This is a genomic window from Caulobacter sp. LARHSG274 (assembly GCF_052871235.1).
In genome coordinates, this window is the sequence record NZ_JBIXJO010000004.1 from 37889 (window position 1) to 64267 (window position 26379).

28 protein-coding genes are annotated in these 26379 nt (G+C 68.0%); 18 read left to right on the plus strand and 10 right to left on the minus strand.

Annotated elements, in window-relative coordinates; genetic code table 11:
- A complete protein-coding gene (locus tag ACIPQB_RS10375; protein WP_446485145.1) occupies positions 1-144 on the minus strand; it encodes a hypothetical protein in 144 nt (47 codons plus the stop codon).
- 71 nt (positions 145-215) lie between these two features.
- Here ACIPQB_RS10375 and ACIPQB_RS10380 point away from each other — a divergent pair, with 71 nt between their 5' ends.
- The 12 genes from ACIPQB_RS10380 (at position 216) to ACIPQB_RS10435 (ending at position 9561) form a co-directional block, all read left to right on the plus strand.
- Positions 216-1175 (plus strand): LysR substrate-binding domain-containing protein, encoded by a 960-nt coding sequence (locus ACIPQB_RS10380; protein WP_446485146.1) that lies wholly within the window; start codon positions 216-218, stop codon positions 1173-1175.
- Between the two features lie 51 nt (positions 1176-1226).
- Complete coding sequence (locus ACIPQB_RS10385) at positions 1227-1433, plus strand: DUF3126 family protein (RefSeq protein WP_446485147.1); 207 nt, start codon at positions 1227-1229, stop codon at positions 1431-1433.
- A 17-nt stretch (positions 1434-1450) separates the two neighbouring features.
- Entirely contained in the window at positions 1451-1789 is a 339-nt protein-coding gene (locus ACIPQB_RS10390; RefSeq protein WP_446485363.1) for a class I SAM-dependent methyltransferase, read from the plus strand.
- 24 nt (positions 1790-1813) lie between these two features.
- Complete coding sequence (locus tag ACIPQB_RS10395) at positions 1814-3031, plus strand: glycosyltransferase family protein (RefSeq protein ID WP_446485148.1); 1218 nt, start codon at positions 1814-1816, stop codon at positions 3029-3031.
- A 76-nt stretch (positions 3032-3107) separates the two neighbouring features.
- Positions 3108-3398: a hypothetical protein gene (locus ACIPQB_RS10400; RefSeq protein ID WP_446485149.1), complete on the plus strand. Its 291-nt coding sequence runs from the start codon at positions 3108-3110 to the stop codon at positions 3396-3398.
- Positions 3399-3652: 254 nt separating this feature from the next.
- Positions 3653-4324, plus strand: coding sequence for a hypothetical protein (locus tag ACIPQB_RS10405; protein ID WP_446485150.1), 672 nt, complete (start codon positions 3653-3655; stop codon positions 4322-4324).
- A gap of 60 nt (positions 4325-4384) precedes the next feature.
- Complete coding sequence (locus ACIPQB_RS10410; protein WP_446485151.1) at positions 4385-4696, plus strand: hypothetical protein; 312 nt, start codon at positions 4385-4387, stop codon at positions 4694-4696.
- 95 nt (positions 4697-4791) lie between these two features.
- Complete coding sequence (locus ACIPQB_RS10415; RefSeq protein WP_446485152.1) at positions 4792-5043, plus strand: hypothetical protein; 252 nt, start codon at positions 4792-4794, stop codon at positions 5041-5043.
- A gap of 100 nt (positions 5044-5143) precedes the next feature.
- A complete protein-coding gene (locus tag ACIPQB_RS10420; RefSeq protein ID WP_446485153.1) occupies positions 5144-5887 on the plus strand; it encodes a response regulator in 744 nt (247 codons plus the stop codon).
- On the plus strand, positions 5884-7206 hold the full coding sequence (locus ACIPQB_RS10425; RefSeq protein WP_446485154.1) for an ATP-binding protein: 1323 nt from the start codon (positions 5884-5886) through the stop codon (positions 7204-7206). Before ACIPQB_RS10420 ends, ACIPQB_RS10425 begins: the two co-directional genes overlap by 4 nt.
- Positions 7207-7315: 109 nt before the next feature.
- Positions 7316-8011, plus strand: a complete 696-nt coding sequence (locus ACIPQB_RS10430; protein ID WP_446485155.1) for a carbonic anhydrase — start codon at positions 7316-7318, stop codon at positions 8009-8011.
- Complete coding sequence (locus ACIPQB_RS10435) at positions 8008-9561, plus strand: SulP family inorganic anion transporter (protein ID WP_446485156.1); 1554 nt, start codon at positions 8008-8010, stop codon at positions 9559-9561. Before ACIPQB_RS10430 ends, ACIPQB_RS10435 begins: the two co-directional genes overlap by 4 nt.
- Here the strand turns inward: ACIPQB_RS10435 and ACIPQB_RS10440 are convergent.
- A complete protein-coding gene (locus ACIPQB_RS10440; RefSeq protein WP_446485157.1) occupies positions 9522-9737 on the minus strand; it encodes a hypothetical protein in 216 nt (71 codons plus the stop codon). The genes ACIPQB_RS10435 and ACIPQB_RS10440 overlap by 40 nt on opposite strands.
- A 556-nt stretch (positions 9738-10293) precedes the next feature.
- Between ACIPQB_RS10440 and ACIPQB_RS10445 the strand changes: the two genes are divergently transcribed.
- From ACIPQB_RS10445 to ACIPQB_RS10455, 3 genes are read left to right on the plus strand one after another with little or no spacing between them, the layout of a single operon-like run.
- Positions 10294-12459 carry a TonB-dependent receptor gene (locus ACIPQB_RS10445; RefSeq protein WP_446485158.1) on the plus strand — a complete coding sequence of 722 codons (2166 nt, stop codon included), beginning with the start codon at positions 10294-10296 and terminating at the stop codon, positions 12457-12459.
- A 3-nt stretch (positions 12460-12462) separates the two neighbouring features.
- Positions 12463-13914 (plus strand): PepSY domain-containing protein, encoded by a 1452-nt coding sequence (locus tag ACIPQB_RS10450; RefSeq protein WP_446485159.1) that lies wholly within the window; start codon positions 12463-12465, stop codon positions 13912-13914.
- A gap of 24 nt (positions 13915-13938) precedes the next feature.
- Positions 13939-14283 carry a DUF3088 domain-containing protein gene (locus ACIPQB_RS10455; RefSeq protein ID WP_446485160.1) on the plus strand — a complete coding sequence of 115 codons (345 nt, stop codon included), beginning with the start codon at positions 13939-13941 and terminating at the stop codon, positions 14281-14283.
- A gap of 1 nt (position 14284) precedes the next feature.
- Here ACIPQB_RS10455 and ACIPQB_RS10460 read toward each other — a convergent pair whose 3' ends face one another.
- Positions 14285-15085, minus strand: a complete 801-nt coding sequence (locus ACIPQB_RS10460; RefSeq protein WP_446485161.1) for a UTRA domain-containing protein — start codon at positions 15083-15085, stop codon at positions 14285-14287.
- 201 nt (positions 15086-15286) lie between these two features.
- Between ACIPQB_RS10460 and ACIPQB_RS10465 the strand changes: the two genes are divergently transcribed.
- Positions 15287-15619: a ribonuclease E inhibitor RraB gene (locus ACIPQB_RS10465; protein ID WP_446485162.1), complete on the plus strand. Its 333-nt coding sequence runs from the start codon at positions 15287-15289 to the stop codon at positions 15617-15619.
- Between the two features lie 172 nt (positions 15620-15791).
- Here ACIPQB_RS10465 and ACIPQB_RS10470 read toward each other — a convergent pair whose 3' ends face one another.
- A complete protein-coding gene (locus ACIPQB_RS10470) occupies positions 15792-16574 on the minus strand; it encodes a winged helix-turn-helix domain-containing protein (protein ID WP_446485163.1) in 783 nt (260 codons plus the stop codon).
- 142 nt (positions 16575-16716) lie between these two features.
- Here ACIPQB_RS10470 and ACIPQB_RS10475 point away from each other — a divergent pair, with 142 nt between their 5' ends.
- A complete protein-coding gene (locus ACIPQB_RS10475; RefSeq protein ID WP_446485164.1) occupies positions 16717-17220 on the plus strand; it encodes a nuclear transport factor 2 family protein in 504 nt (167 codons plus the stop codon).
- 220 nt (positions 17221-17440) lie between these two features.
- On the opposite strand, the gene ACIPQB_RS10480 is transcribed toward ACIPQB_RS10475, so the two are convergent.
- The gene (locus ACIPQB_RS10480; RefSeq protein ID WP_446485165.1) at positions 17441-17644 is read right to left on the minus strand and encodes a hypothetical protein; all 204 of its coding nucleotides are present in this window, start codon (positions 17642-17644) and stop codon (positions 17441-17443) included.
- 162 nt (positions 17645-17806) lie between these two features.
- Here ACIPQB_RS10480 and agaR point away from each other — a divergent pair, with 162 nt between their 5' ends.
- Positions 17807-18661: a transcriptional repressor AgaR gene (agaR, locus tag ACIPQB_RS10485; protein WP_446485166.1), complete on the plus strand. Its 855-nt coding sequence runs from the start codon at positions 17807-17809 to the stop codon at positions 18659-18661.
- Between the two features lie 152 nt (positions 18662-18813).
- Here agaR and ACIPQB_RS10490 read toward each other — a convergent pair whose 3' ends face one another.
- The 5 genes from ACIPQB_RS10490 to ACIPQB_RS10510 all read right to left on the minus strand — a co-directional run bounded on the left by ACIPQB_RS10490 (position 18814) and on the right by ACIPQB_RS10510 (position 26276).
- The gene (locus ACIPQB_RS10490; protein ID WP_446485167.1) at positions 18814-19332 is read right to left on the minus strand and encodes an arsenate reductase/protein-tyrosine-phosphatase family protein; all 519 of its coding nucleotides are present in this window, start codon (positions 19330-19332) and stop codon (positions 18814-18816) included.
- Positions 19333-19755: 423 nt separating this feature from the next.
- Entirely contained in the window at positions 19756-22527 is a 2772-nt protein-coding gene (locus ACIPQB_RS10495; protein ID WP_446485168.1) for a TonB-dependent receptor, read from the minus strand.
- A gap of 290 nt (positions 22528-22817) precedes the next feature.
- Positions 22818-23819, minus strand: coding sequence for an N-acetylglucosamine kinase (locus tag ACIPQB_RS10500; RefSeq protein WP_446485169.1), 1002 nt, complete (start codon positions 23817-23819; stop codon positions 22818-22820).
- Positions 23820-23821: 2 nt separating this feature from the next.
- The gene (locus ACIPQB_RS10505) at positions 23822-24985 is read right to left on the minus strand and encodes an SIS domain-containing protein (RefSeq protein WP_446485170.1); all 1164 of its coding nucleotides are present in this window, start codon (positions 24983-24985) and stop codon (positions 23822-23824) included.
- Positions 24978-26276, minus strand: coding sequence for a D-tagatose-bisphosphate aldolase, class II, non-catalytic subunit (locus ACIPQB_RS10510; protein ID WP_446485171.1), 1299 nt, complete (start codon positions 26274-26276; stop codon positions 24978-24980). Before ACIPQB_RS10510 ends, ACIPQB_RS10505 begins: the two co-directional genes overlap by 8 nt.
- Positions 26277-26379: the final 103 nt, after the last annotated feature.

The window sequence follows — 26379 nt, forward strand, 5'->3', positions numbered from 1 at the left end:
TTACCGGCAGGCGATCAGGCGAACCGGCTGGCGCGGCGCGTCCTGCGGCCGGGCGGCCAGCGCGCCATAGGCGGCGAGACCCCAGACCGCCAGCACGGCCAGCCATTGGGCGAGGGTGACGCGGGGCGGAACGGGCGGGCTCATGGCGTGGTTATCGGCCGGTTGCGCGCGGCGGAATAACGACTTATCAGCGTCCTTCTGTGAGGTTTCGTCACATGGCCGCCCGCTCGCTTCCGCCGCTCAACGCCCTGCGCGCCTTCGAGGCGTTCGGCCGGCATGGGCGGATGACCCTGGCGGCCGACGAGCTGTGCGTCACCCACGGGGCGATCAGCCGCCAGATCCGCCAGCTGGAAGCGCACCTGGGCGCGGCCCTGACCGAAGGCCCCCGCACCCGGCTGGTGCTGACCGAGGCCGGGCTGAAGCTGGCCCAGGCCCTGACCCTGGCCTTCGACCAGATCGACGCGGCGGTCCCCCGCCCGCCGGCGGCCGGCGACCGGGCCCTGGTGGTCTCCTGCCTGCCGACCTTCGCGATGAAGTGGCTGATCCCCCGCCTGCCCGACTTCGTGGCCGCCCATCCCGACATCCCGGTGCGGATCGTCGAGTCCAACGGTCCGTTCGACTTCCGCGCCGACGGCGTCGACCTGGCGATCCGCATGCGGCTGCCGACCGCCCCGCCCTCGCCCGACGCCGACGTCACGCCGTTCCTCGACCACCATGTCGGCCCGGTGGTCTCGCCGCTGCTCGCCGCCCAGGCCGGCGACCTGGCCGCCCTGGCCCGCCTGCCGCGGCTGCACACCCGCACCTTCCTGGAAAGCTGGGCCGAGTGGGAGGCCGCGGCTGGAATCGTCCTGCCGCCGACGGCGGTCAATCGCGAGTTCGACCACTATTTCTACATGCTGGAGGCCGCAGCCGCCGGGCTCGGGGCGGCCGTGGCGCCCTGGGCCTTCGTGGCCGGCGACCTGGCCGCCGGACGCCTGGTCGCCCCGCTGGGCATGATCCCCGGCCAGGCTCGGGTCTGCGCCCTGATGCCCAAGGCCAGGGCGTCGCGCGCCGCCCGCCGGTTCCGCGATTGGCTGGTCGCCCAGGGCGCGGCGACCCCGCCGCCGGCCGGTTCTCAACAGCTGGTCGAGCGCGCGCGAGCAAAACCGCTTACACTTTCGCCACCGGCGATCTAGTTTCCGGCGACACACCGCGCCCCGCGCGCCCCACCGAGACCAGGAGCCGTCATGGACGCCGCCACCATCGCCAAGCTCGAAGGCCATCTGAAGCGCACCTTCGGCAATCCCCACATCGCCCTCAAGGCCCGTCCCAAGCAGAAGGATTCCGCCGAGGTCGAGGTCAAGGGCGAGTTCATCGGCGTCGTCTTCCAGGATGAAGACGAGGACGGCTCGTTCATGTTCGAGATGGCGATCCTGGCCGAAGACCTGGAATAGGGGTCACCGCCCTCCGCCTGACCGACGACGGGGTGATGCTGCTGCACACCACCGGCTGCTCGGACGAGCCCAGCGTGACCAATCCCTGGATCACCCGCTACATCTTCCCCGGCGGCCACCTGCCGTCGCTGTCGGACATCGTCAAGGCGGTCGAGCGGTCGGGCCTGGTCGTCACCGACATCGAGGTGCTGCGCCTGCACTACGCCGAGACCCTGCGAGCCTGGCGGTCGGCCTTCATGACCACCCCGACGAGGCTGTGGCTCGTCCTGGCTTTGGCCGAGGCAGGCGAACGGCCGGCGGCCAGATCGCGAAGTTTCGTTATGGCGAGCGGCCCCATTGCCTTAGGTTGCATCTAAGGGGTTGTAACGTGGGGTGAGTCTGTGCGGGCGGTCTTTGTCAAGGGGCGGTCCGAGTACGACGCCACGCGGATTTTCGTCGACGAGCTCGCCGACGCGTTCACGCGACAAGGTTACAGCGCCGTGGTGATCGACGCGCTCGGCGAGCCGGACCTGGACGAGGCCCTGGCCCGCGAGGCCGCCGCCGGTCCGACCGCCTTCGTCTACACGGTGGGCATGCTTGGCGAGAAGCGCGACCGGCAGGGCCGTTCGGTCGGCCAAGTCTTTGGCGCGCCGCACGTCCTGCAACATGTCGACTATCCGCTGAGCCATCTTGACCGCCTGGAAAGCACGGCGGCCGAGACGGCTCTTCTCCTGGTCGATCCCACCCATGTCGAGGCCGTGCGCGCCACCTTCGGCGAGGCGCGCTTCGCCCATATCGGATTTGGGCCGCACGCGGCGGTCGGCGAGCCGGCCGCCGCGGACGAAAGCGCCGAGGCGTTCGTTGAGCGTCGTCCGATCCCGCTCCTGTTCGCAGGCACCTATTACGGCCCGGGCGAACCGGCGTGGAGGGGCGAGGATGGTTTGGTGCGCGATATCTTCGACACGGCCCTGGAGACCGCGCTCGGCGCGGAATTCGTCGCACCGCTCGAGGCGCTGGACCTGTCGCTGCGCGCCCACGGCCTCGATCCGGCCGATCCCGCGCTCCAGCGCACCCGCAAGTTTGCGATGGCGATCCATGAACAGGTGCGACGCGTGCGCCGCCGCGCCCTGCTCGATGCCGCCGGCGCCGCGGGCCTGCCGGTCCATATCGTGGGCGCGGGCTATGAGGGACAGTTCGAACATTTTCCGACGTTTCGGCGCATGGGGGCGGTCAGCCTGTCGGAGGTCTCGCAACTGATGCGGGCGTCCAGGCTGGTCCTGAACGTCAACGCCAATTTCGGCGCCGGCTCGCACGAGCGTCCGCTGAGCGCTATGCTCGCCGGCGCAGCCGTGGTGTCCGACTACGGCGCCTGGTGGGACGAGCATTTCGTCGAGGACCGGGAGATCGCGTTCTATCGCTGGAAGACCCTGGACGCCGACCTGGAGCGGGTGGCCGCGCTCCTGGCGGATCCCGCCGCCGCCTGGCCGATCGCCAAGGCGGGACAAGAGCGCGTTCTTGAGGCGCATCGCTTCGATCAGCGCACCCAGACGGTTGTCGACGCTGCGCGCCTGGCTCGGGCGCGCCGGCCCGACATCTTTGCGCATCCGGGCGGATCCTAGGCCGGCCTGAGCCCGATTCGACGCGAGTCGCCAGGAACTGCAGTTCCCAAGCGGAGGCGACGCCGCTGGCGTCCCCATGATCGCGCATGACTTCCGAGAGGCTGGCGGCCGTCGCCTCTTGCGCCCATTCACGCTGCCATTCGGAGAGCACGGCCATCCAGATGATCGGCACGGCCCCGACGGCGACCATGCGGCGCACGGCCATGTCGTGGGTTTCGGCCGAGACGCCGCCCGAGGCGTCGGTGACGATGAACACGTCATAGCCCTCGCCGAGCGCCAGGATCGCCGGCAAGGCCAGGCAGATCTCTGGCAGGAGACCGGCGCGTTCGGTCCCAGCTATCAGCTCAGCTTCGTCTACAAGATGTAGCGGTCCGCGGCGCGTCGCGGCTGCAACCGCGACGCTATTTCCCCCTCCTGCCCGCCGCGGCCTTGGCGGCCTTGTTGGTCCTGGGCAGCCAGAGGCCGCTCTCGTGATCGTCCGTAACCGTCACACTTTGTCACGATCGCGATGCGCTCGGGCAAAACGCTCCGGGCAAAACAACCCCCAGACCGATGTCGCCCCGGGGGAAGAGGAACGATGAGCGTTCCGATCCCGGCGGGGCGCGATGGCAGGAGGTTTTCGTGTCCCGCACCCCCGTCTCCCTGGCCGGATCGGCCGCGATGCTCGCGGTCGTCCTGGCCGCCACGACGCCGGCGGCCGCCCAAGCGCCGAAGGTCCCGCCCAGGCTCGCGGCCATGGCGGCCGAGGAGTTCCAGGCTCGGGCCCGAATCGTCGACGACCATCTCGAGACCGAGACGGTGATCTCCACCGAGGACGGGTTCCGCCATACGCGCGGGCTTTTCAGGACGCCGTGGAACGACAACCACCTGCGGGCGGTGGTCGACAAGCGCACGGGCGCGGCCCGTTTCGAGGTGCGCCAGACCCTGAAATATCCCGGGTCGTTCCGGGGCTATGGCGAGGTCAATTACCAGACCGCCAGCTGGCCGGTGAGCGCGCCCTTGGTCAAGGTTCGCGACAACGCCCAGAACTGCGCCCTGTTCGAGGCCGGCGAGGTCTGTTTCGAGGAGGTGACCTTCGCCGTCGACGAGGCCCACCTGCGCCAGATCGCCGAGCGCTCCGCCGCCGGGACGCCGGAGCCCTGGACCTTCAAGTTCAAGGCCGGCGACGCCCATGAGCATCGGGCGGCCATCGTCCAGGCCGAGGTCGTGGGCCTGCTGCGGGCGGTCGAGGACTACCGGCGCGGCCTGACCCATCTGGACGCCATGACCGGCCCCTCGGCCGAGGCCGGCTAGAGGCGTCCTCGCTTTCCATCCCGCGTCAGCTTTCTCTGCAATCCTGGAGTTCCTCAGATCATGAAATCAGCGTTCCTTGGCGGCGCGGCCGTCCTGCTGGCGGTCGCGCCCGCCGTCGCAGGGCCGGCCGGGTCCGGCCTTGCCCATACCGAAGCGGTGGCCCGCCAAGCCGCCCAAAGGACGATCACCGTCGCCCAGTCCGATCCGGCCTGCGCCCGCCAGGCGGCGGAGCGGATCCGGACGCAGGACGGCGTCGCCTGGACCAAGGCGCGGCCGGGCAAGGTCCTGGTCGCCTTCCGCTCCGACGAGCACGCGGCGCGGGGAGCGGCCGAGGCGCGCGCCGTCGTCGCCGAGAATTGCCGGGCGGCCTAGCCGCGTCCGTCCCGGCGGCCGGGCTCCCGCCCCCGAGCCCGGCCGTCCGCGTTCCGCCTCGTTTGTCCCCCGGTACGAGGCGGAACGCGGACAATTTGGCGATCTGCCGCGAAGTCCGCCGTCGGGCGAAGGACTCTGACGGCTCGCGCCGCGCCGACATGTTCCGGCGGCGCTTGCCTATTCGCAAAGCAAAGCTTGCAGTCAATTCTACAATGAATGAGAGTTTAGTCGACATATTATTGTTGAAAATGATTCACGCGATCGCCTATTGCCCATTTTTCGGAGAGACAGCTGCTGAAAATTTCGCCCAAAAAGCGGATGAACGCGGAAATACCGTGGCCTCTTGAGAAACTTGAGCCGAAAGACTTGTCCCAAGGGCGCCCGCGCCTAGATAGCGACAGCGGTTCCCGGGCCGCGCTCCGGTGTGACACTTCTTCAGGCTACGGAATGCTCGATCTCCAGCGCGAACTCGCCATGGTCTCAACCGCGCCTGTCGTGCTGATCGTCGAAGACGATCCCTCCCTACGAACCCTGCTGTCCCGGGTCCTGCGCGAGGAGGGCTTTCATCCGCTCAGCGCCGCGCACGGCGCCGAGATGGCCAGGGTCATCGACGCCAATCCGATCGACCTGATCCTGCTCGACATCATGCTGCCGGGATCGAACGGCTTCGAACTGTGCCGGGCCCTGCGGCGCTCCAGCCAGGTGCCGATCATCATCCTCAGCGCCCGGGACGAGGAGACCGACCGGCTGATCGGCCTGGAGCTGGGCGCAGACGACTACATCGCCAAGCCGTTCAGCAACCGGGAACTGGTCGCCCGCATCCGCGCCATCCTGCGCCGCACCCAGGGCGGCGCCCAGAGCGCGCCCCGCGGCTATCAGCTGCTGGCCTTCTCCAACTGGACGCTGGATCCGGGACGGCGGGAGCTGATCTCGCCCGAAGGCGCCGTCGTCGACCTGTCGGGCGCCGAGTTCGACCTGCTGCTGGCCTTCGTCAGCTCGCCCCAGCGGGTGATCGGGCGCGAACGCCTGTTGGAGATGTCGCGCACCCGCCTGGCCGACGCGTCGGACCGCAGCATCGACGTCCTGGTCAGCCGCCTGCGCCGCAAGCTGGCCGCGGTCCAGGCCGAACCCCTGCTACGGACGGTGCGGGGCGTGGGCTATATCTTCACCGCGCCCGTCGAGCGGCGATGACTCAACGCCTGTGGCCCCAGAGGCTGGTGGGGCAGGTTTCGCTGGTGCTGATGCTGGCGGTGCTGCTGGAGTTCGTCGGCAGCTCGATCCTGTTCGAACGCAGCGATCTCTATATCAGCCAGGGTCATCAGGCCCGGCGCCTGGCCGAACAGCTGGTCGTCACCGACGGCTTGCTCGCCGACCTGCCGCCGGAGGCGCGGCCAGGCCGGGCCCGCGCCCTGTCGACCGGCCGCATCGCCCTGTCCTGGAGCCAGATCCCCACGACGCCGCCGGGCGAGGACCGGCCGGCCGACCGGCGCCTGCGCGAGCGGTTGCAGGCCTGGGAGCCCAGCCTGCGGACCCGGGAACTGCGGATCGTCCGGTGGCCGGAGCGCGCCTGGCCCGGCGGGGCCAGGCTGAAGGTGGCGTTGAGGATGCGCGACCATTCCTGGCTGATGCTCCAGACCCAGGTGCGGGCTGCGCCCTGGGCGACGGTGCTCGGCGGGGTGGGATCGGCCTTCATCCTGGCGCTGGGCGTGCTGCTGGCCTCCATCCTGGTCCTGCGCAACCTCAGCGCCCCGCTGCGCGCCCTGGCCAGCGCCGCCAACGCCGTGGGCCAGGGCGCCCCGGTGCGGATCGCCGAGGAGGGCGCCGGCGACCTGAAGCTGGTCGCCAAGGCCTTCAACGCCATGCAGGCGCGCATCGCCGACCTGATCTCGGCCCGCACCCAGGCCCTGGCCGCCGTCGGTCACGACCTGCGCACGCCCCTGTCACGCCTTCGCCTGCGCGCCAGCTTCATCGACGACAAGGCCGCCCGCGAGGCCATGGAGGCCGATGTCGACGAAATGACCGCCATGCTCGATTCCCTGCTGGCCTATCTGAGCGGCGACGAGGATCCGGAACCGCGACGGCTGGTCGACCTGGCGGCCATGGCCATGACCCTGGTCGACGCCGCCACGGACGCCGGCCACCAGGCCCGCTACGCCGGCCCCGAGCGCCTGCTGGTCGAGGTCCGGCCGCTGTCGATGAAGCGGGCGCTCGGCAACCTCCTGCAGAACGCGATCCTCTATGGCGGACACGGCGACATCATTTTGCAGCGCGAAGACGGCCAGGTGGTCGTCGCTGTCGAGGACGACGGTCCCGGCATCCCCGAGGCCGACATGGCCCAGGTGCTCGAACCCTTCAGCCGTCTCGACAGCGCCCGGGCGCGCAACACCTCGGGCCTGGGCCTGGGCCTGACCATCGTCCAGCGGATCGTGAGCCGGGAAGGCGCAGCGCTGGCGCTGCACAATCGACCGCAGGGCGGCCTGCGCGTGGAGATCCGCCTGCTCTCGGCCTGACCGCCAGACATGCTTTGTCACACTTCTGCTGCGTTGCAGCAAATCGCTCCGGGCATCTTCGGCTTCCGGCGCGGGATATCCCCGCGTCGCCCAGCTCACGGAGGTTCTCTTGGAACACGTTCTGGAACGCGCCACGCGGTTTCGCGGACAGGTCTTTCCCGCTCAAAGCGCCCTCTATGAAAGGCTGGCCAGCGACGGGCAGAGCCCCAAGGCGCTGATGATCTCCTGCGCGGATTCGCGCGTGGTGCCCGAACTGATCACCCAGGCCGCCCCCGGCGACCTGTTCGTGTGCCGCAACGCCGGCAACATCGTGCCGCCGTTCTCGCAGGCCAATGGCGGGGTGTCGTCGGCGGTCGAATATGCGGTCGTGGCCCTGGGCGTCCGCGACATCGTCGTCTGCGGCCACTCCGACTGCGGGGCGATGAAGGCCTTTTCCCAGCCCGAGGCGTTGCAGCGCATGCCCAATGTCGCCGCCTGGCTGCGCCACGCCCAGGCCGCGCACAGCGTTGTCTGCTCGGCCTATCACGGCCTGGACAAGAAGGCCGAGACCCGGGCCCTGAGCCTCGAAAACGTGGTGGTCCAGATCAACCACCTTCGCACCCATCCTTCGGTCGCCTCGGCGATCGCCCAGGGCGACCTGACCCTGCACGGCTGGTTCTTCGAGATCGAGACCGGCCACATCCTGGCGTTCAACGGCGAGACCGAACAGTTCGAGCTGGTCGTCGAGGGCCGCTCGCTGCCCGTCGCCCTCAGCCCCAACCGCCGCCTCGCCGCGCGCGACTTCGTGGGGATGGCGGCCGAATGACCAGGACCACCGCCGCTTCCCAAGGTCCGGCCAAGACCGGCCTCTCGACGACCCTGTCGCGCGACCTCACCGCCTCGATCGTGGTGTTCCTGGTCGCCATGCCGCTGTGCATGGGCATCGCCGTGGCCTCGGGCGTGCCGGCCGAGCGCGGCTTGATCACCGGCGTCATCGGCGGCGTCGTGGTCGGGGCCCTGGCGGGCTCGCCCCTGCAGGTCAGCGGACCGGCCGCCGGCCTGGCGGTCATCGTCTTCGAGATCGTCCAGCGGCACGGGCTTTCCACCCTGGGCCCCATCCTGGTGCTGGCCGGGCTGATCCAGCTGGCGGCCGGCGCCCTGCGGCTGGGCCAGTGGTTCCGCGCCATCTCGCCGGCCGTGGTCCACGGCATGCTGGCCGGCATCGGCCTGCTGATCGTCGCCGGTCAGATGCACGTGCTGTTCGGCGCCAGCCCCAAGGCCCATGGGCTGGAGAACCTGCTGGCCATCCCGGCCGCGGTCGCCGGCCTTTCGATCCGGGCCCTCGGGACCGCCGAAGCCGCCCTGATCGTCGGCGTCGTCACCATCGGGGCCATACTGGTCTGGGAGAAGCTGCGCCCGGCCAAGCTCCGGCTCGTTCCCGGCGCGCTGCTCGGCGTGTTGGCCGGCACGCTGACGGCCGCGGGCCTGAACCTCGACGTCCAGCGCATCGTCGTGCCGGAGTCGATCGCCGCGGCGATCGCCGTTCCCGGCCTCGGCGACCTGGCCAAGCTGGCCGACCCGACCCTGGTCCTGACCGCCGTGGCGGTGGCCTTCATCGCCTCGGCCGAAACCCTGCTGTCGGCCGCCGCCGTCGACCGCATGCACGAGGGCCCGCGCACCAAGTACAACAAGGAGCTGCTCGCCCAGGGCGTGGGCAACATGCTGTGCGGCGCGGTCGGGGCCCTGCCGATGACCGGCGTCATCGTCCGCAGCTCGGCCAACGTCCAGGCCGGCGCCGCCACCCGGCTGTCGGCGATCCTGCACGGGGTCTGGATTCTGGCCTTCGTGGCCCTGCTGCCAGGGCTGCTGCGCCAGGTGCCCAGCGCCGCCCTGGCCGGGGTTCTGGTCGTCACCGGCTGGCGCCTGGTCAGCCTGCAGCACGTGCGCCACCTGTTCGCCCGCTATGGCCTGCTGCCGGCGCTGATCTGGGCGGCGACCTTCGTGACGGTGGTGGCGACCGACCTGCTGACCGGCGTCCTGGTCGGCCTGGCCCTGACCCTGGTCGAGCTCGTGCCGCACCTCCGCCGGCTGCGCCTGAAGGTGGCCGAACGCGAGATCGGCGAGCAGGCGCGCGAGGTGACCTTGGAGGGCGCGGCGACCTTCGTGCAGTTGCCGAAGATCACCAAGGCGCTGGAGGCCGTGCCGGACGGCGGCGTCGTCCACCTCAACACCCGCGGCCTGTCCTATCTGGATCACACCTGCGCCGAGGCTCTCAGCGAATGGCTGAAGGGCAAGGCGCGGGCCGGCGCCCGGATCGAGGTCAGCGACGCCTGCGCCTATGGCGATCGCCTGCGGGCCGCCGCCGCCCACGCCTGAAGACCCGGCCGGCGGAGGCGAGCCCTCCGCCGGCCGCGGTCGCCGATCTCGGCCTTGTCCAGGTCGAGGCTGCGCTCGAAATAGGGCCCGGCCAGGCGGATGGCCCAGACGATGGCGGTGTGCGACGTCGTCGCCGACAGACCCAGCAGGATGGCCTGCCAGACCGTGCCGCGCACCGCGATGATGAAAGGCGGCCATCATGGTCTTGGAGCGACCTGGCTCCAGACCGTGCAGCGCCCCCAGCAGCAAGGCCGAGGGCGCGAACGGCCAAGCGTGCCCGGCGCCCTGGGCGAGCTGATCGGCAAGCGATGTCATGGGGTTCTCAGAGGCGCCGCCAACCTTCGATAGCGCCTCGGCTGGACCGTCTGGCGTCCCGTCGCAGTCGGAAGCGCGTTCAAATTTGTATAGTCAAAATTGAAGTTTGCGAGCGTCGGGAATGACGTGCGCCCAGGGGCGGCGCGAACGATTTCGATCGTCGATCCCGCACGCCTCATGGGTGCGGATCGGGTTCAATCCAGGCTTGCAGGCCCGGTTTTCGTTCCTTCGACAAGATCTGACCGCGTAATAAACGGGCGAAGACGGGATCAGGCGCCGCCGAAGCGGGCGCGGAGGGGCGTCCAGACGGCATGGCGGCGGCAAGCCTTGACCTCCAGGGAGCCCCGTCAGAGTTTCTTAATTGACTATACAAAAGCAAACCGAAGCTCGGCTTCAGGTTCAATGGAGGGGTGGGTCATGCGTTTTCCAACCGGTGCGTCTGTCTTCGTGTTGGCGCTGGCGGCTTCGGCCGGGCCGGCGCGGTCGGCCCAGGCCCAGGAGGCGTCCGCGCCGTCCGCCGTCGACGCCGTCACCGTAACGGGGAGGGTGCGTTCGCTCGAACAGTTCACCCCCACCAGCAGCCGGCTGGGCCTGTCGTCGCGGGAGACGCCCGCCACGCTCGACGTGATCAGCGCCGAGACCATCGCCACCCGCGGCTATGCGACCGTGGAGCAGGCGGCCAACAGCCTGCCGGGCGTGACCTCGGGCGGCTCGCCGGGCGACCCGGCCTCGTTCTCGATGCGCGGCTTCACCGGCGACCAGATCACGGTCCTGCACAACGGTCTCTATCTGGGCCCGTCCAACATGACCAACCGGCCGCAGAACACCTTCAACCTGCAGAGCGTCGAGATCCTCAAGGGACCGTCCTCGGTGCTCTACGGCCAGGGCGCGATCGGCGGGGCGGTCAATGTCACCAACAAGGCCCCGTCGTTCGGCGCGCCGCGCTATGAACTGCAGGCGGGGATCGGCAGCTTCGGCTCGACCAGCTTCGGCTTCGGGGTCGGGGGCGGCTTGAGCGACAATGTCGGCATGCGCTTCGACATCAGCCGCACGGCCTCGGACGGCTTCGTCGACGACTCCGCCTCCAAGGCGCTCAACGCCACCCTGTCGGTGCTGTGGCGGGTCAGCGACAAGCTCGATGTCCAGGCCTCGATCGATTATGGCGAGGACGAGCCGACCAACTATTTCGGCACGCCGCTGGTCCCGGCCGGTTTCGCCAAGGATCCAATCAACAACCTGCTGACCAGCGCCAGCGGCTACGTCGTCGACAAGGCCATGCGCTACAAGAGCTATAACGTCGCCGACTCCAAGATCTATGACCACCAGGTCTGGCCGCAGGTCCTGGTGCGCTGGAAGCCGATTGAGGGCGTCACCGTCCAGAACCTGGCCTACTACTTCACCGCCAAGCGCCGCTGGATCAATGCCGAGTCCTATGTCTTCAACACCACCACCAACCTGATCGACCGCGACCGGTTCTTCGTGTTCCATGAGCAGGAGCTTTACGGCGACCAGGGCAGCGTCAGCGTCGAAAAGCCGGTGTTTGGTCTGAACAACAAGTTCCTGGTCGGCTTCGACTACAGCCACCTGGACTTCAAGCGCCGCCGGGGCTTTCCAGACGGCGACAGCGTCGATCCGTTCAATCCCAGCCCCGGCCGCTTTGGCGCCATTGTCCCGCGCCTGAGCCCCACCAGCTGGGACGATGTGGCGGTGTTCTTCGAGGACGCTCTCGATCTGACTCGGAAACTGAAGCTGGTAGTCGGCGGCCGCTACGAGGTGCTGGACCTCGACCGCAAGAACTATGGCCCGACCGGCGCCTTCCAGGCCGGCAGCAGTTTCTCGCGCACCTACAAGCCCAGCACCTGGCGGGCGGGGCTGGTCTATAATCTCAACGACTATGTGACGCCCTACGTCTCCTACACCACGGGCGAGGATCCGGTCGGCTCCAACATCTTCATCGTCAACGCTGGCCAGAACTTCTCGCTGAGTTCGTCGCGCCAGGCCGAGGCCGGGATCAAGGCCAGCCTGCCGGGCAACCGCGCCTCGATCACCGCGGCGGTGTTCGACATCAAGCGCAAGAACATCCTGACCCAGGTCGCCGTCGACACCGTCAGCAATGTCGGCGCCCAGACCTCCAAGGGACTGGAGGTGTCCGGCGACGTCCTGCTGACGCCGCAATGGAGCGTCAACGCCAACCTCGCCTACACCAAGGCCGAGTACGAGAACTTCGTCGACCCCAACTACGGCATCGACGCCTCGGGTCGCAGGCCGCCCAACGTGCCCGACTGGATCGCCAATGCCTGGACCAGCGTCACCCAGGTCGGCGGTCTGCCGCTCGAACTGGGCGGCGGGGTGCGCTATGTCGGCGCGCGCGAGGGCAATACGGCCGGGACGCTGAAGCTCGACAAGTACGCCCTTGTCGATCTCTATGCGACCTACGCCCTGACGCCCACGGTGTCCGTCACCGGCCGGATCAACAACGCCTTCGACAAGGCCTATGTCGGTTGGGCGGACATCTTCTACCCGTCCGAAGTGATGCTCGGAAAGCCGCGCAGCTACGACGTCAGTCTCAATGTGAAGTTCTAGTTCATGGACGTGGCCCAGGTCCTGCGCTGGTTGTCGTGGTTTCACCGTTGGACCGGCGTGGGGCTCTGCCTGCTGTTTCTGTTGTGGTTCGCCAGCGGCGCGATCCTGCTGTTCGTGCCGTTTCCGTCGCTGAGCGACCAGGACCGGCTGACGGCCAGCGAGCGGATCGACCTGGCCGCGGTGACGATTGCGCCGGCCCGGGCCTTGGCGGTGAGCGGCGGCGGAGAGAACCTTCGGCTGGTGTCCGCCGCCGGCCGGCCGCTCTACTTGGTCAAGCCGGACAAGGGCGAGGTCGTGGCCGTCGACGCCCGCACCGGTCAACGCGCGCCGCCGATCACGGCGGGTCAAGCCAAGGCGATCGGCGTGGCGTTCTCGCGCCAGGCGGTCGAGGCCGTCAGCTCGCCGCTGCGCTATGACCAATGGGTGGTCCACAATCGCTTCGATCCCTGGCGGCCGTTCTATCGCCTGTCGCTGGACGACGCGGCGGGGACGCAACTTTATGTCTCGTCGCGTACCGGCGAGGTTCTGCAGCGCACCGACGCCAGGGGCCGGGCCTGGAACTGGGCGGGCGCGGTGCCGCACTGGCTCTACTTCACGGTCCTGCGCCAGAGCTTCACCGCCTGGGACCAGACGGTCTGGTGGGTGTCGCTGGTCGGGGTGGCGACGGCCGCGGTCGGAACGTTCCTGGGCGTCTATCGGACCCAGAAACGGCTGCAGGGCCGCAAGCCCGACTGGTCGTCGTTCCGGGGCTGGCTGCGCTGGCACCACGGCCTGGGCCTGGGCGTCGCGCTGTTCGTCCTGACCTGGATCGTCAGCGGCTGGCTGTCGATGGACCATGGCCGGCTGTTTTCGCGCGGCGCGCCCGCCGCCCAGGCCGAGGCGGCCTATCACGGTCGCGACCTGGCCGCCGCCTTCCAGGCGGTCCCGGCCAGCGCCCTGGCCGCCCTGGGTCCCAGTTCGGAGATCAGCTTCAATGTCGTCGGCGGCCATCCGCTCGCCGCGGCCGAGGGGGGCGGCAGACCCGCGCGGGTCAGCCTGCTCGACGCACCAGGCCGGCCCATTCTGGCCGCCTTGCCGCCCGCGCTGCTGGCCCGGGCGGCGGGCAGGGCCTGGCCGCTGGCCTCGCCGGTTCCCCTGACCGCCGGCCCGGGCGACGGCCTCTACCGCACCGCCGAGGGCATGGCTCCGCGCATCGTCCGTTTCCCGCTGGCGGCGCCGAAGGGCGCGTCGGTCTATCTCGACCCGGTCTCGGGCCGGGTGGTGATCGTGATGGACGCCAGCCGCAGAGCCTATGCCTGGATCTACTACGCCCTGCACACCTTCAATTTTCCGGGCCTGATCGACCATCCGGTCCTGCGCAAGGTCCTGGTCCTGATCCCCTTGCTGGCCGGGCTGGTCTTCAGCTTCACCGGCCTGGTCATCGCCATCAAGCGCCTGCGCATCGCCGCGGCGTGATCCCGCTATCCTTCAGGAGTTCGCATGAAAGACCAACTCTACCTGCTCAAGCCCGGTTTCATGAACGGCGGCCTGGGCCCGCTCTATTGCGGCGACTCCGTCGCCGTCGAAGGGTTGCTGAGCTTTTTCCCGTCCCTGCGCGAGGCCGTCGATGTCCACTATATCGCCTTCGAGCGGCCGCGCGCGCTGCTGGTCGAGGCGCTGGGCGAGGCCAACCAGTCCGTCCCGGTGCTGGTCCTGGCGAAAGGCTCCGCCCCCAGCGACGACGGCGTCCAGCCCCAGCGGGTCGGGGATCGCCTGTTCATCGCCGATGAAAAGACCATCCGGCGCTATCTTTCCACCCAGTACGACCTGCCGATCGCCGGCTGACCTAACGCGACGGCTCGAAGCGGCCGACCAGGCGGTGTTGGGCGCCGGGGTTCCACAGCCGCGCCAGGGTCACGGGCACGTCGCCGTTCCAGGTGCGGCGCTCGACCACCAGGCAGGCCGAGCCCTGGCGCACGTCCAGCGCCTCGGCCTCGGCCGGTCCAGCCTCCAGGGCGCTGATGGTGTGCTCGGCCTGAGTCCAGGGCACGTGGGCCAGCAGCCAAGGGCCCGGCGCGGTGGTCTCCATCGGCTGGCAGGTGATGCCGGGCGCCGCGTCGACATTGACCAGGCGCTCTTCGAGCTGGAAGGGCTGGCCGTCCGACAGGTGCAGGCAGCGCATCCACACCAGCTGTGTCTTGCGGCTGACATTGAGCAGGGCGCGCTTGTCCGGATCGTCCTTGACGAAGGCGCATTCAAGCAGGCGATAGCCATAGATCCCGCCACCGCGCGCGACGACGTCGGCGGTGTCCCAGATTTCGAACACCGGACGTTCCTGCGCCCGCTCGGCGACCACAGTCCCGATCTTGCGCCGGCGCTGCAACAGGCCCTCGGCGGCCAGGCTCTGGATCGCCTTGTTGACCGTCATCCGCGAAGTCCGGAAATGTTCGGTCAGATCCATCTCCGCGGGAATGCGGGTGCCGGGACGCCAGTCGCCCCGCAGGATCGGCTGGGCCAGGGTGCGCCGGATCTGCAGCCACATCGGGCCCTGGCCGTCGAGCCTCAGGTTCGACAGGGCGACGTCCTCGACCCTCGAACCATCAAGGTCGAGGGGGCGCAAGGCGATGATCGTGGCGGGCGCGGACAAGAAACTCGGCTCCTTGGCGGAGCCGTGACTGTAACCTGTCAACAAGGCGCCGCCAAAGCGCTTATGCAAGGCCGGTTCGACCGCCCTCCGCGCAGGGCGAAAAGGGCTGCCGACGCCGGGCGAGACCTGAGGGTCCGATCAGGGTGGACCTTGAGCCGGCGCCTGATGTTTGGCTGACTAGATGGAATTCCGGGTGACCTGATGAGCGCTGATCTGCGGGCCGAAAACGAGACGGTGCTTCGGCGCATGGCTGATCGTGGCGATGATCTAAGCAGGGTGCGTTTCGTCGATTTCACTGCGGTGTTTGTCGACCAACCGTCCGCCTTTGCCTTTTCTCAAAAGGCTGCGGCCATGGGTTACATGGTCCATGTCGAGGAGAGCGGGACAGTTGCCAGCCAGCCTTGGGATGTCGTTGCTACCCGCAAAATGACTCCTTCAGTTGATGAGATCACCGATACCGAAGTCAGCCTTGGCAGTCTCGCGAAGGCGTTGGGCGGCGAAATGGACGGCTGGGGCTGCTTAGAGTCCGAGTAGAGTCCGGCTAGGGTCGAAGGCCGGCTGCTCTGCCTAGCCAGAGGACGGACGTTCGCCGCCGAGGCCTGAACCGGACACGGCAAGCCGGACGTGCTATCGCTCTGAATGCCGGACTGAGTACAGATAGCCGTCAACGGCGATCCGTCTCTCATGATCCAACTGAACGTCCGCATCATTTCCAGGTCCGCGGCGGCCCCGCCTTAAGTCGACGTTTGAGATCATCGAGCTTGCCGGCGGTGACGCGCGCGATCCTGGAGGCGGGCGCCTCGGCGATCGTCGCCCAGACGACGCGGCCATCGCGCTCGTCGACGGCGCGCAGGGACAAGGCCGGCGTCCCGTCCCAAAGGGTCAATCGTGGAACGAGGCGCAGGCCGGGCGAGCGCTGGCCGCTGGCGTCGATGACGGCGAGCCCGCCTGCGCCGGACAATTGATCGACGATCACGCCGTCCAGGGCCCGGCTCATCGGCGCGAAGGCCGTCGAGCCGGTTTCGTTGCGCACCCGCTCGACCGCCAGGGTGATCGGCGCGGACCGCTCGCGCCAACCCAGCACGGCGAGCGCGGCGAGCAAGCCCAGACCCACGACGACGACCCCGGCGCGACGCCGCCAGACCGGCGCCGCCTTGGGCCGCCCAATCATCCGGGTAGGGGGCTCGGGGGACGCGAGGCGATAGCCTCGCTTGGGAAGGGTCACGATATAACGCGCCGACCGCGCGTCCTCGCCCAAGGCGCGGCGCAAGTCGCCGATCACGATAGCGATGCTGTTGTCGGCGACCGCCCGTCCGTCCCAGACCTCCGCCAGAAGCTCGGCCTGGGTGACCGGCCTGCCGCGATGGCGGCAGAGCATCGCCAGGACCCGCGCGGCGCGGTGCTCCAGTCGATGCGATCCGCTCGGACTTCGGAGCACGCCTTCGGCGACGTCGAAGTCCCACTCCCCGATCCGATAGTCTTCGCCCATGCCTCAACGTGTCTCGGGCCGGCCGCCGAGGCAAGGCGAGGGAGGACGGCGACGGTGCGGCTTGAGGAAAATTTGAGGACTTCCTGACTGGGCGTCGGCGCTGCGGCGTGGGTATCGCCGAGGCGCTGACACAGGAGGTCCCATGATCCGTCGAACCTTGATCTTGCTGCTGGCGACGCCCGCCTTGATCCTCATGCCGATGACGCCGGCCGTGGCGCGGGAGACCGCGTCCGACCGGGCCGCGATCGAAGCCATCATGGCCGCGTTTCATGCCGCGGTCGTCGCCCATGACGGCGCGGCCCTGGGTCGCCTCTTCATGCCGGCGAGCGCCTGGTCCAACGTCTTGACCGACAGCGCCTTCGCGCGCGCGCAGGCCAAGAGCGCCGGGGCCGCCAAGGTCCGGCCCGGAAGCGCGCAGGCCTTCGCTGATTTCGTGACCCAGTCCAAGGCCGCGCTCAACCCGGTCCATACCAACCTGTCGATCAGGACCGACGGCGCGATCGCGACAGCCTGGTTCGACTATGTCTTCCAGATCGACGGCAAGCCGCAAAACAGCGGCAGCGAGACCTGGCAACTGGTCAAGACGGCGGAGGGATGGCGTATCGCCGCGATCGCCTATTCGTCCACGCCGCCATCGGCGCCCTGATGGACGCGCGCGCGGGCGATGACATGGGGCGGCGGCGCGGCCTTGGGCCGGGGGCTGGGGCTCCACCGCGCGGACCGGGGTCAGGCCTCGCGTGTCCACGCCCCGGCACGCCGCCCGGACGTGATTGACGAACGCCCGCAGCTTCGGCGCCAGGTTTCGACGATCGGGGAAGTCGAGGAAGAACCCGGGAAACAGCGGGCAATAGGTCTGCGGCGCCGGCTTAAGCTCGCCGCGCGCCAGGTAGGGCCTCCCGGCCGAAGGTCAACCCGCCGTCGGCGCAGGCCGTGCGCACCATCACCCTCATGTTGTTGGTGGTCACGGCGGGCTCGACCGCCAGCTCGAATTCTCGCCCCTCGCTCTCGAACTCCCAGCGATAGGGCGCCACGTCGGGCGCCGGGCGCCAGCCGATGCAGCAATGGGCCATCAGGTCCCGCGGATGCCTGGGATCGGAAGCTCGCAGACGCAGCAGATCGATCGGCGTTCGTTTCAGCGAAGACCGAAACACTGAAGCTCAGCGGTTAACTTGTGGAGAGGCTGAAACGGTAGCTTTGTGTTACCGTTGACGATGTAGAACGTCGAGGGCACCTTGGGTCGCGCCATATCGAAAGTCGCGCCGTCGCCGCGACCGATCAAGGAAATGCTGTTTATGCCGGATGGCTCAGTCAAAATTATGCGCGATACGTCTGAACGCCGCCGTGAAATCACGGCCATGCTCCGGTCCCGTGGCAGCGTGCAGGTCACGCCGCTGTCCGAACAGTTCGGCGTGTCGATGCAGACCATCCGCAAGGACCTGCACTATCTCGAAGAACACGGCGTGGCCACGCGCGCCTATGGCGGCGCCATTTCCTCCGAAGTGGTCAATGCCGGCGCCGAGCCGGCGATCGAGACCAAGCGCGTCAGCCACACCGAGGAAAAGGAACGGATCGGCAGGCTGGCCGCCGGCATGGTCAAGGCCGGAGACTCCATCATGCTCGATTCCGGCACGACAACCTTGCAGATCGCGCGGTTCCTGCCGGACGAGGAAGACATTACCGTCGTCACCAACGATTTCGATGTGCTGGGCGTCCTCAACCAGAAGCGAAAGATCAAGATCGTCATGCTGGGCGGCGAGCTGCGCCGCCGGAACATGGCCTTCTACGGCGCGCAGACCGTGGCGGCGCTGGACGACCTGCTGCTGGACAAGCTGTTCCTGGGCGTGGACGGCTTCGACGTCGAGCGCGGCATCACCACGCACCACGAACCGGAGGCGCAACTGAACCGCAAGATGGTCGAGACGGCGCGCGAGGTCATCGCGGTCACCGACGCCTCCAAGTTCGGCAAGGTCTGCCTGCACCGGATCATCGACGTCGGCGACCTCGACGGCCTGATCACCGACGCCGCCGCGCCGGACTATATCGACCAGGCGGCGGAGCGTCTGGGGATCAGCCTCTACAAGGCGTGACGCCGTCACGCAGCTGCGGCGTCCCCGTGGCCTCGAAGATCGGGGTCTGGCGCGGTTCCAGCGTGAAGCGGGTCTCACCGGTGAACGGCGGCGGGTGGTCTTGTCCCACAGGTTCTCTAGCTGGACCGGCCAACTCTGGGATGGGCGGCGGTCTAGGAACAGGGTTGCTTGGCTAACTCCGCCAGAAGGGCATCGAGCCGTCGGTCCAGATCGGCCTTGGCGTTGTCGTAGTCGCTGTTCCAGGACGGTGTCGTCCAAGAGCGCGCCCGCGCCAGCGTCGGCGCCTGGGAGGCCTCGTCAAATGCCACGACGATATCGGCCCAGGCGACGTCCGGCGCTTCAAGTGTCCGCGCGATTTCGGCGCGCGGATCCAGGCCGTCGGCGGCCAGCCGAGCGGCCAGAGCCGCGGAGACGTGATCCTCGACCGCCAGGCCGCGCGAACGGACCAAGATGGCGGCCCCGACTGAGGCGGCGCGCTGCTTGAGCGCCTCTCGCGCGATGGCGCTTTTCACCGTGCCGGCCGGGCAGACGAAGAGGACCTTAGAGGGCGGGCAGCTCGCGAAGGCCAAGCCTGGCGGAAGAAGAAGAAAAGCCAACAAGGTTGAACGTCGGCTGGCGAGAAGCGGCTTTCTATTCTGGTTGGAAGAACCTTGGATTCGACGCACAGCCACTCCCTCTCCACGAACGGAGATAAAGAGCAGGTCTTGGACGGCGAGCCGTCTTGCGCCGGGCGCCCGCTTTGGCCCGATAACGGATGATTAGCCCAAACGCCAAGCAGAACAAGGGTTCAGCGCCGCGGCGGCGCCTGTCCGCGCCTACTATTCAATCGGTCATCTCATCCGATCCGCGGCAGGGCGGCGCCATTACCGGACCTTGGGTCAGCTCCAGAAACACGACATTCAGATACTCAAGCCTGTCCTCTGGAGTCCATTGGCGCGGGCGATATTGGATTCCGCGTCAGATCGAGCCGTGGCCACCGGAGCCGAACTAACTGTTCAGCTGATGTCGGGATCTGCGTAGACGGCGAACAGCGCTCACAGCAGGGCGTCCATCTCCGGAACCGCCGCGAGCGCCGCTTAGCTGGCGGCGGCCAATTAGAAGCGGTAGCTCAGGCCCAGCTTGTAGCTGGCGCCATAGCGATAGTAGCCCTGCGGCAGCAACGGGTTGCCGTTGATGCTGTAGGTGTTGGCCTTGTCGAGAAGGTTCTGGCCTTCCAGCGAAATGTCCATCTTGTCGTTGATCTTGTACGACGCATGGGCGGTGACCCAGGTGATCGGATCGGCCTTTTCGTTATAGCCGGCGCCGAGCACGTTGACGGCCGTCGTGAAGCCCGCGGTGCGGTCGCCCGAAAGGCTCAGCGACACCGGACCGTGGTCGTAGAAGACCCCCAGCGAATAGACCGACGGCGCGATTCCCTCGAGCGGACGCTCCTCGTCGCCGACATAGCTCTTGGCCCAGTTGCGCGTGTATTGGGCGCGCACGCCCAGGCCGTTGTCCAGGAAATGCTGCAGCCCGACCTCGACGCCCTTGACCGTGGCGTGGTCGCCGTTGATCGGACGGCTGATGTTGAACAGGTGGCCCGGGACGCCGATGTCCTGGCCCGGCTCCCAGCTGCTGGTGATCTGGTCCTTGATGCGCTTGCCGAAGACGGCGACGTTGAACACCGAATTGGGCCGGAAGTAGTACTCCAGCGATAGGTCGACCTGTTTGGCCTGGTAGGGCTTCAGCTCGGCGTTACCGCTGTAGACCTGGGTGAAATCGCCCCACGAGACGCTTTCGGTCGTGCTGGTCGGGGCCAGGGTCGCGACCGACGGGCGGGCCATGGTCTTGGCCGCCCCCAGGCGCAAGCGCAGTTCGTCGGTGAAGCGGTAGTTGAGGTTGAGCGACGGCAGCGCGTAGGTGTAGGTGTTGCTCTGCTCGATGGCGGTCGGCGGGGCATAGACGGCCGTATAGTTGAACGCGCCGTTTTCGATCACTTGCAGGATCTTGGCGTCCCAGGCCTGGGCGTTGGTCTTGGTGCGCACGACGCGAAGCCCGACATTGCCGGTCCAGCGCCGCCCCTCGAGATTGGCCTGGACGAAGCCGGCCCAGGTCTCTTCACCCACGCGGTAGCTTTGCAGCGGGTTCCACGCCGGCGCGGCCTTGGAATAGTCGTACGTACCGCCGCCCGGGCGCGGCTTGCCGTCATAGGCCGCCAGCGCGGCCTGGTAGCTGGGAACGTCGAAGGCCAGGAAGGTGCGCGGGAACTTGGAGTCCACCTTGCTCATGAAGTTGGGCAGGGAGAAGCTGTCGGAAATGACGTCGCCGCCCAACGCCCCCACATTGATCGCATAGTTGCCGGAATAGTAGTCGGCCCCGCCGGTGAGGGCATTGTTGACCAGATCGCGCGACTTCTTGCGGTCGGTGTAGTTGACGCCGAACTGCACGTTGTCCAGCCAGCCGAACTTGGTGTCCCAGGCGCCCTTGAACGACGCGCCGGTGATCTTGTCGTCGATATTGTCGCCGGCGAGCGAGAAGTAGTGGGTGTTGAAGTCGGCGTCGCTGAATTGGCCCTTGGCTAGGCCGCTGCTCAGCTCGCGGCCGTCGTCGAAGTTGACGGTGACGTTGGGCACGCGTTCGCCGGTCAGTTCGATATGGGCGCTGTTGGGCTGGTTCATGCGCAGGACGACGTAGCTGTCCTGGCCGCCCGAGTGACGTTTCGAGGTCGAGCGATAGACGTCGCCCGTGAGGGTCAGCCGGTCCGAGACCTTCCATTCGGCGTTGGCGCCGTAGAGCTGCGTCTCGACCACGCGGTAGGATGTCTGGTTCAGCAGCTCCGGATTGAGGCGCATTTCCGGATCGGGATTGGTCATGTCGAAGCTGGTGACGATGCCGTTCTTGATCACCATGTTGGACCAACGGCCCGGCGCGTAGAGCGGATAGAACGACTGCTGGTAGCCGACCTGCGGCGAGTCCAGCTTGGTGGTCAGTCCATCGACGACCAGCTTGAAGCTGTCGGACGGCCGCCATTCGAGCTTGCCGGTGAAGGCGTGGCGCTTCTTCTTCTCCAGGATGGAGCCGACGCGGAACTGGCCCGGACCGATCAGGCCGTATTCCTCGGGGTCCAGCACGCCGTTGTTGTTCGGGTCGATCGCGCCGCCCCAGGCGTTGCCGGACGTCCAGCTTTCGTCGTTGGGATCGGCGTTGCGCGTCCAGCCGCCGTCGTTGCCGGCCACGTCCGTGCGGTCGTCGCGCTTTTCCAGCACCACGCCCAGCAGCAGGCCCAGCGTGTCGTCGGCGAAGGTGTTGCTGTAGACCGCCGACAGCTTGCGGCCGTCCAGTTCGGACATCTGGTTGCGGTCGCCTTCGAGCCGCACGATGCCCTGCTGGCCGCGCCGATCGAAGGGGCTGGCCGAGCGCAGGTTGATCAGGCCGCCGATCGCGCCTTCGGTGTTGGCCGCCTCGGCGCCCTTGATCACGTCGGCGCCGCTGATGACGTCGGAAGGCAGCACGTCATAGGCGAAGTCGCGCCCCGCGCCGTCGGTGGCCAGGATGCGTCCGTTGAACGTGGACAGGGTATATTCCGGGCCAAGGCCGCGGACGCTGACCTTCTGGCCCTCGCCGCCGGCCGTGCGCGAGATCGACACCCCGGTGATGTGGCTAAGGGAGTCGGCGACGTTGTCGTCCGGGAACATGCCCAGTTCCAGGGCGCTGATCGAGTCCTGGACCGTGGTGGCGTCGCGCTTGAGCTTGACGGCTTTGGCCACGCTGGCGCGCACGCCGACGACGACGACCTCCTCGACCGTCCCGTCATCCGGGGCTTGGGCGGGAACCTGCGCGATGGCCGCGCCCGCGGTGAGCAGGGCGGCGATGCCTGCGCCGGCCATGACGGCTCCCCGGCGTGATGGACGACATGACATGGCCAGCCCCTTTTCCTCGCTTGATTGGGTGCAAATCCGAAGTTTCGGTTCGCACCCTATTTATAATGCAAAAGGTAACAAGCCTTTCGGTAGCCTGTCAAATCGCTACTTAACGAAAGATCATATCAAGGGCATGTTCGTTGTCGGAATGTCGAAATTTCCACCACGGAGCCGACTAACTCGTTGGCTAAAAGCCCGTATTCAGCGCTACATCCATCATTTCCGTTCGCCCTTTCGGTTGGATGATGGCGCGAGCATCAGTTGCGATCGGAGGCGCCGTCCGCCGAAATCGGAACCGCCAATGCCGACGCTCGCCCGCTGAGGCGCGCTGCATACAAGGCCGCGCCGATCGCCGGACTGAAGCGCGGGCTGATGAGGCGGTAGTCGGGCGAATAGAGCGACAGCTGCTGGCGGAAGGGCTGGAGGATGAGCTCGCCGCCTTGAAACACCCCGCCCGAATAGGACAGGTTCACCGGCTCGCCGGGCGGGTACCGAAGCCGCTGGCGGATCGCTTCCACGATCGCCGCCAGTTCGCGGCCGGCCTCCGTGAAGATGCGCCGCGCGGCCTCGTCGCCTTGCGCCGCCGCGCGGGCGACCAGACGCGAGAGGGCGGCGATGCGATCGCGCAGGGGCGCCGACCGGGCGTAGACATAGGCGCAGACGTCCAGGTCGTCCTTCAGCTCCAGCTCGCGCGTCAGCAGCTCGTGCAGCGGCCCGCGCGGCAGGCGACCATCGGCCATGCGCGAGAAGGCGTTCAGCCCTTGCACGGCGATCCAGTAGGCCGAGCCTTCGTCCGAGAAGATCTCGCCCCATCCGCCGCCGCGCGCCGAAAGGCCCTGGCGCTCGCCGTAGCCGATGGAGCCGGTGCCGGCGACAATGTTGATGCCGTCTTCGCCGCCGAGCGAGCCGGCCCAGCCGCAGATCATGTCGTTGCCGCAGGCGTAGCGGCGATGGCCGAGCACCGCCTCGGGGATCACGTCGAGAAAGGGCTGGACCTGGGAGTCCTCCCCGTGGGCGGGCAGCCCGAAAAAGGCGAACAGGACCTCGTCGGGCGCGGCGCCGGCCTTGTCGAGCACGGCGTGGACGCCCTCGTGCAGCAAGGCGTGCAGGGCCTCGAAACCGACCTGGATATGATAGCTGGACCCGCCTTCGTGGCGGGCCAGCTCGCGGCCGGCGGCGTCGGTCAGGACAAAGGCTGTCTTGGTGCCGCCGCCGTCCACGCCGAGAAAATAGCCTGCGGGCAGGTTCGCCTGGTCCATCGTCAGCTCAGCTCGTGGATGCGCACGCCCTGGACGACGCGATTGACCGTGCCCGAGGTGTTGGGCTTGTCCGGCGCCAGCCCCAGGCGCAGGGACTGGAAGAAGGCGAAGATCTGCGGCGCCACGATATAGGGAAACAGCAGTTCGGCGTCGTCGGCCGTCTCCAGTCCCTGCACGCTCAGTTCGTCGCTCCTGGCCAGGCCCACGCCGTCCTGCGCCGTGATGGCGATGACGCGCGCGGCGTCGCCGTCGCGTCGCAACTCGCCGAGAAGGTCCAGGTCGTAGCTGCGGGTGTAGGCGTTGTTCGAGAAGAAGACGACGATCAGGGTGCGGCTGTTGACGATGGTTTTCGGGCCATGCCGGAAGCCGAGCGGCGAATCGAACATCGTCACCAGGGCGCCGTTCGTCAGCTCCAGAAGCTTCAGCCCCGCCTCCCGCGCCAGCCCCTGGAAGATGTGGCTGCCGAGATAGACGACCCGCTCGTAGCCTTCGGCGGCCGCAGCTTGCATGACGCCGGCATAGTCGCCGATCATCTTCTCGGTGGCGCGCGCGATGGCGTCGACGCGGGCGTCCATGACCGTGACGCCGCTGAAGACCGCCAGGGCCGCGTAGGTCATGCACGAGAAGCTCGACGTCATTGCGAAGCTGCGGTCGTGCGTGGCTTCGGGCAGCTGGAGGGTCAGGCCGCGGGACCGCTGCGCATAGCCGGCCAGCGCGCCTTCGGCGTTGCAGGTGACGACGAGATGATGCACCTCCTTGACCAGGCGGTCGGCCAGCTCGACGGCCGCCTGGCTTTCGGGGCTGTTGCCCGAACGGCCGAACGAGACCAGCACGGTCGGCGTGTCGGCTTCGAAATAGAGCTGCGGGGCGCAGACCAGGTCCGTCGTCGGGATCGCCTCGACCCGGCGGCCCAGTCGCGCCGCCAGGACCGGCGCCAGGCATTGGCCGATGAAGGCCGAGGTCCCCGCGCCGGTCAGGATGACGCGCAGCGTCGGCAAGGCCAGGAGCGGCTGGAGAAAGGCCTCGATCTCGGCCCGGCGCGCCATCAGCAGCGCCTGGGTCTCGCGCAGCATGGCCGGCTGCTGGGTGATCTCGCGCGCGGTCCACAGGCCGCCTGCCTGGCTTAGGGCGGACTCCGTGAGGCCCAGATAGGTGACGTCAGGCATAGGCGGGCTCCGGCTCGGCGGTGCAGGCGGCGCGATAGGCGTCCAGCGTCGCGCCGATATGGGCGATCACCAGATTGGCCGGGCTGGGCGTCAGGCCGGCGTTGCGGATGGCCGCGTAGGCATCCGGCAGATATTGGCTGATCAGCGCCAGGGGCGGGCGGTTGTCGGTCAGGTTGGCGAACATCACCTCCTGGGCCGCGATGATCCGCGGATCGGGCCAGTAGTAGCGTATCCGGTCGGACAGACTGTACTGCAGGTCGAACTGCAGGTCCGCGCCGGTAGCGTGATAATATTTCGCCCAGTTGCGCGGGTCGGCCTTCATGCGCTCGACGGCGACCTGGCGGAAGCGCGAGGCCCGGTCCTCGCCGATCCATTCGCGCTCGATGGCGTCCAGCGCCCAGAAGGCCTCGCGCAGTGCGAAGGTGACGCCCGGCCCGACCTTGAGGATGGCGAAATGGTCCTCGACCAGGGCCTTGAGCGCCTTGGGCGTCTGGTAGTCGGTCGAATGGGCCTCGAAGACGATATGTGGCTGGCCCTCGATCGCGCGGCTCAGGGCGGCGGCCTTGGCGCGGTCATAATCGATGACCTTGTGGTGATCGAACTCGACACCCGGCTGCACCACCGCGGCGATGACGCGCGGCCAGGCGTGCGAGAGCCCTTCGGCCGCGAAGATGGCGCAGTGGGCGTCGATCGTCCCGAGCGCCGCCTGCGGCGTCGTCACCGCCAGTTCGGGCAGGTCCTCGGCCGCGCCCCCGGGGACGGGCACCTCGGTGCCGATGACATAGACGCATGGCTCGCCGCCGACGCGTCGTTGCGTGGCCTCGGCGACGCCGATCAGGCGCGCGGCGCGGCGGGCGACGGTGTCTTCCGGCAGAGGGGTCGGGTCGTCGGTGCACGACATCGAACAGTCGGCGTGAATCTTGCGGAAACCGGCGGCGACATATTGCTCGATCAGCACCTCCGCCTTGTCCATGGCCTCGTCGGCGCTAAGGCCGGTCCATGGGTTTGGCCCCAGATGGTCGCCGCCGAGCAGGATCCGTTCGCGCGGCAGGCCGACCTTGTCGGCGATGGCGTGGACGAAGTCGCGGAACAGGTCCGGCGTCATGCCGGTATAGCCGCCGTCCTGGTTGACCTGGTTGCAGGTGGCCTCGATCAGCACCACGCCGACGTCGGCCTCCAGCGCATGGACGAAAGTCGCCTCGATGACCAGCGGGTGGGCCGAGCAGACCGAATAGATGCCGCACGCCTGACCGGACTTATGCCGGGCGACCAGATCAAGCATCGCCTTCATGAAAAATCCTTTCGATGAACCCGCCCAACCTAGCGCAACCCAAAACGCAACGCAATGAAAGCAATGAAAACGAAACATTGATATTTCGCTTTAGTCCGCCTCG

What these genes read in the sequence shown, in the direction of transcription:
- ACIPQB_RS10375 (WP_446485145.1), bottom strand. Translation starts at nt 144, where the DNA reads ATGAGCCCGCCCGTTCCGCCCCGCGTCACCCTCGCCCAATGGCTGGCC.
- ACIPQB_RS10380 (WP_446485146.1), top strand. Translation starts at nt 216, where the DNA reads ATGGCCGCCCGCTCGCTTCCGCCGCTCAACGCCCTGCGCGCCTTCGAG.
- ACIPQB_RS10385 (WP_446485147.1), top strand. Translation starts at nt 1,227, where the DNA reads ATGGACGCCGCCACCATCGCCAAGCTCGAAGGCCATCTGAAGCGCACC.
- ACIPQB_RS10400 (WP_446485149.1), top strand. Translation starts at nt 3,108, where the DNA reads ATGATCGCGCATGACTTCCGAGAGGCTGGCGGCCGTCGCCTCTTGCGC.
- ACIPQB_RS10410 (WP_446485151.1), top strand. Translation starts at nt 4,385, where the DNA reads ATGAAATCAGCGTTCCTTGGCGGCGCGGCCGTCCTGCTGGCGGTCGCG.
- ACIPQB_RS10420 (WP_446485153.1), top strand. Translation starts at nt 5,144, where the DNA reads ATGCTCGATCTCCAGCGCGAACTCGCCATGGTCTCAACCGCGCCTGTC.
- ACIPQB_RS10425 (WP_446485154.1), top strand. Translation starts at nt 5,884, where the DNA reads ATGACTCAACGCCTGTGGCCCCAGAGGCTGGTGGGGCAGGTTTCGCTG.
- ACIPQB_RS10435 (WP_446485156.1), top strand. Translation starts at nt 8,008, where the DNA reads ATGACCAGGACCACCGCCGCTTCCCAAGGTCCGGCCAAGACCGGCCTC.
- ACIPQB_RS10445 (WP_446485158.1), top strand. Translation starts at nt 10,294, where the DNA reads ATGCGTTTTCCAACCGGTGCGTCTGTCTTCGTGTTGGCGCTGGCGGCT.
- ACIPQB_RS10450 (WP_446485159.1), top strand. Translation starts at nt 12,463, where the DNA reads ATGGACGTGGCCCAGGTCCTGCGCTGGTTGTCGTGGTTTCACCGTTGG.
- ACIPQB_RS10455 (WP_446485160.1), top strand. Translation starts at nt 13,939, where the DNA reads ATGAAAGACCAACTCTACCTGCTCAAGCCCGGTTTCATGAACGGCGGC.
- ACIPQB_RS10465 (WP_446485162.1), top strand. Translation starts at nt 15,287, where the DNA reads ATGAGCGCTGATCTGCGGGCCGAAAACGAGACGGTGCTTCGGCGCATG.
- ACIPQB_RS10470 (WP_446485163.1), bottom strand. Translation starts at nt 16,574, where the DNA reads ATGGGCGAAGACTATCGGATCGGGGAGTGGGACTTCGACGTCGCCGAA.
- ACIPQB_RS10475 (WP_446485164.1), top strand. Translation starts at nt 16,717, where the DNA reads ATGATCCGTCGAACCTTGATCTTGCTGCTGGCGACGCCCGCCTTGATC.
- ACIPQB_RS10480 (WP_446485165.1), bottom strand. Translation starts at nt 17,644, where the DNA reads ATGGCCCATTGCTGCATCGGCTGGCGCCCGGCGCCCGACGTGGCGCCC.
- ACIPQB_RS10495 (WP_446485168.1), bottom strand. Translation starts at nt 22,527, where the DNA reads ATGGCCGGCGCAGGCATCGCCGCCCTGCTCACCGCGGGCGCGGCCATC.
- ACIPQB_RS10500 (WP_446485169.1), bottom strand. Translation starts at nt 23,819, where the DNA reads ATGGACCAGGCGAACCTGCCCGCAGGCTATTTTCTCGGCGTGGACGGC.
- ACIPQB_RS10505 (WP_446485170.1), bottom strand. Translation starts at nt 24,985, where the DNA reads ATGCCTGACGTCACCTATCTGGGCCTCACGGAGTCCGCCCTAAGCCAG.
- ACIPQB_RS10510 (WP_446485171.1), bottom strand. Translation starts at nt 26,276, where the DNA reads ATGAAGGCGATGCTTGATCTGGTCGCCCGGCATAAGTCCGGTCAGGCG.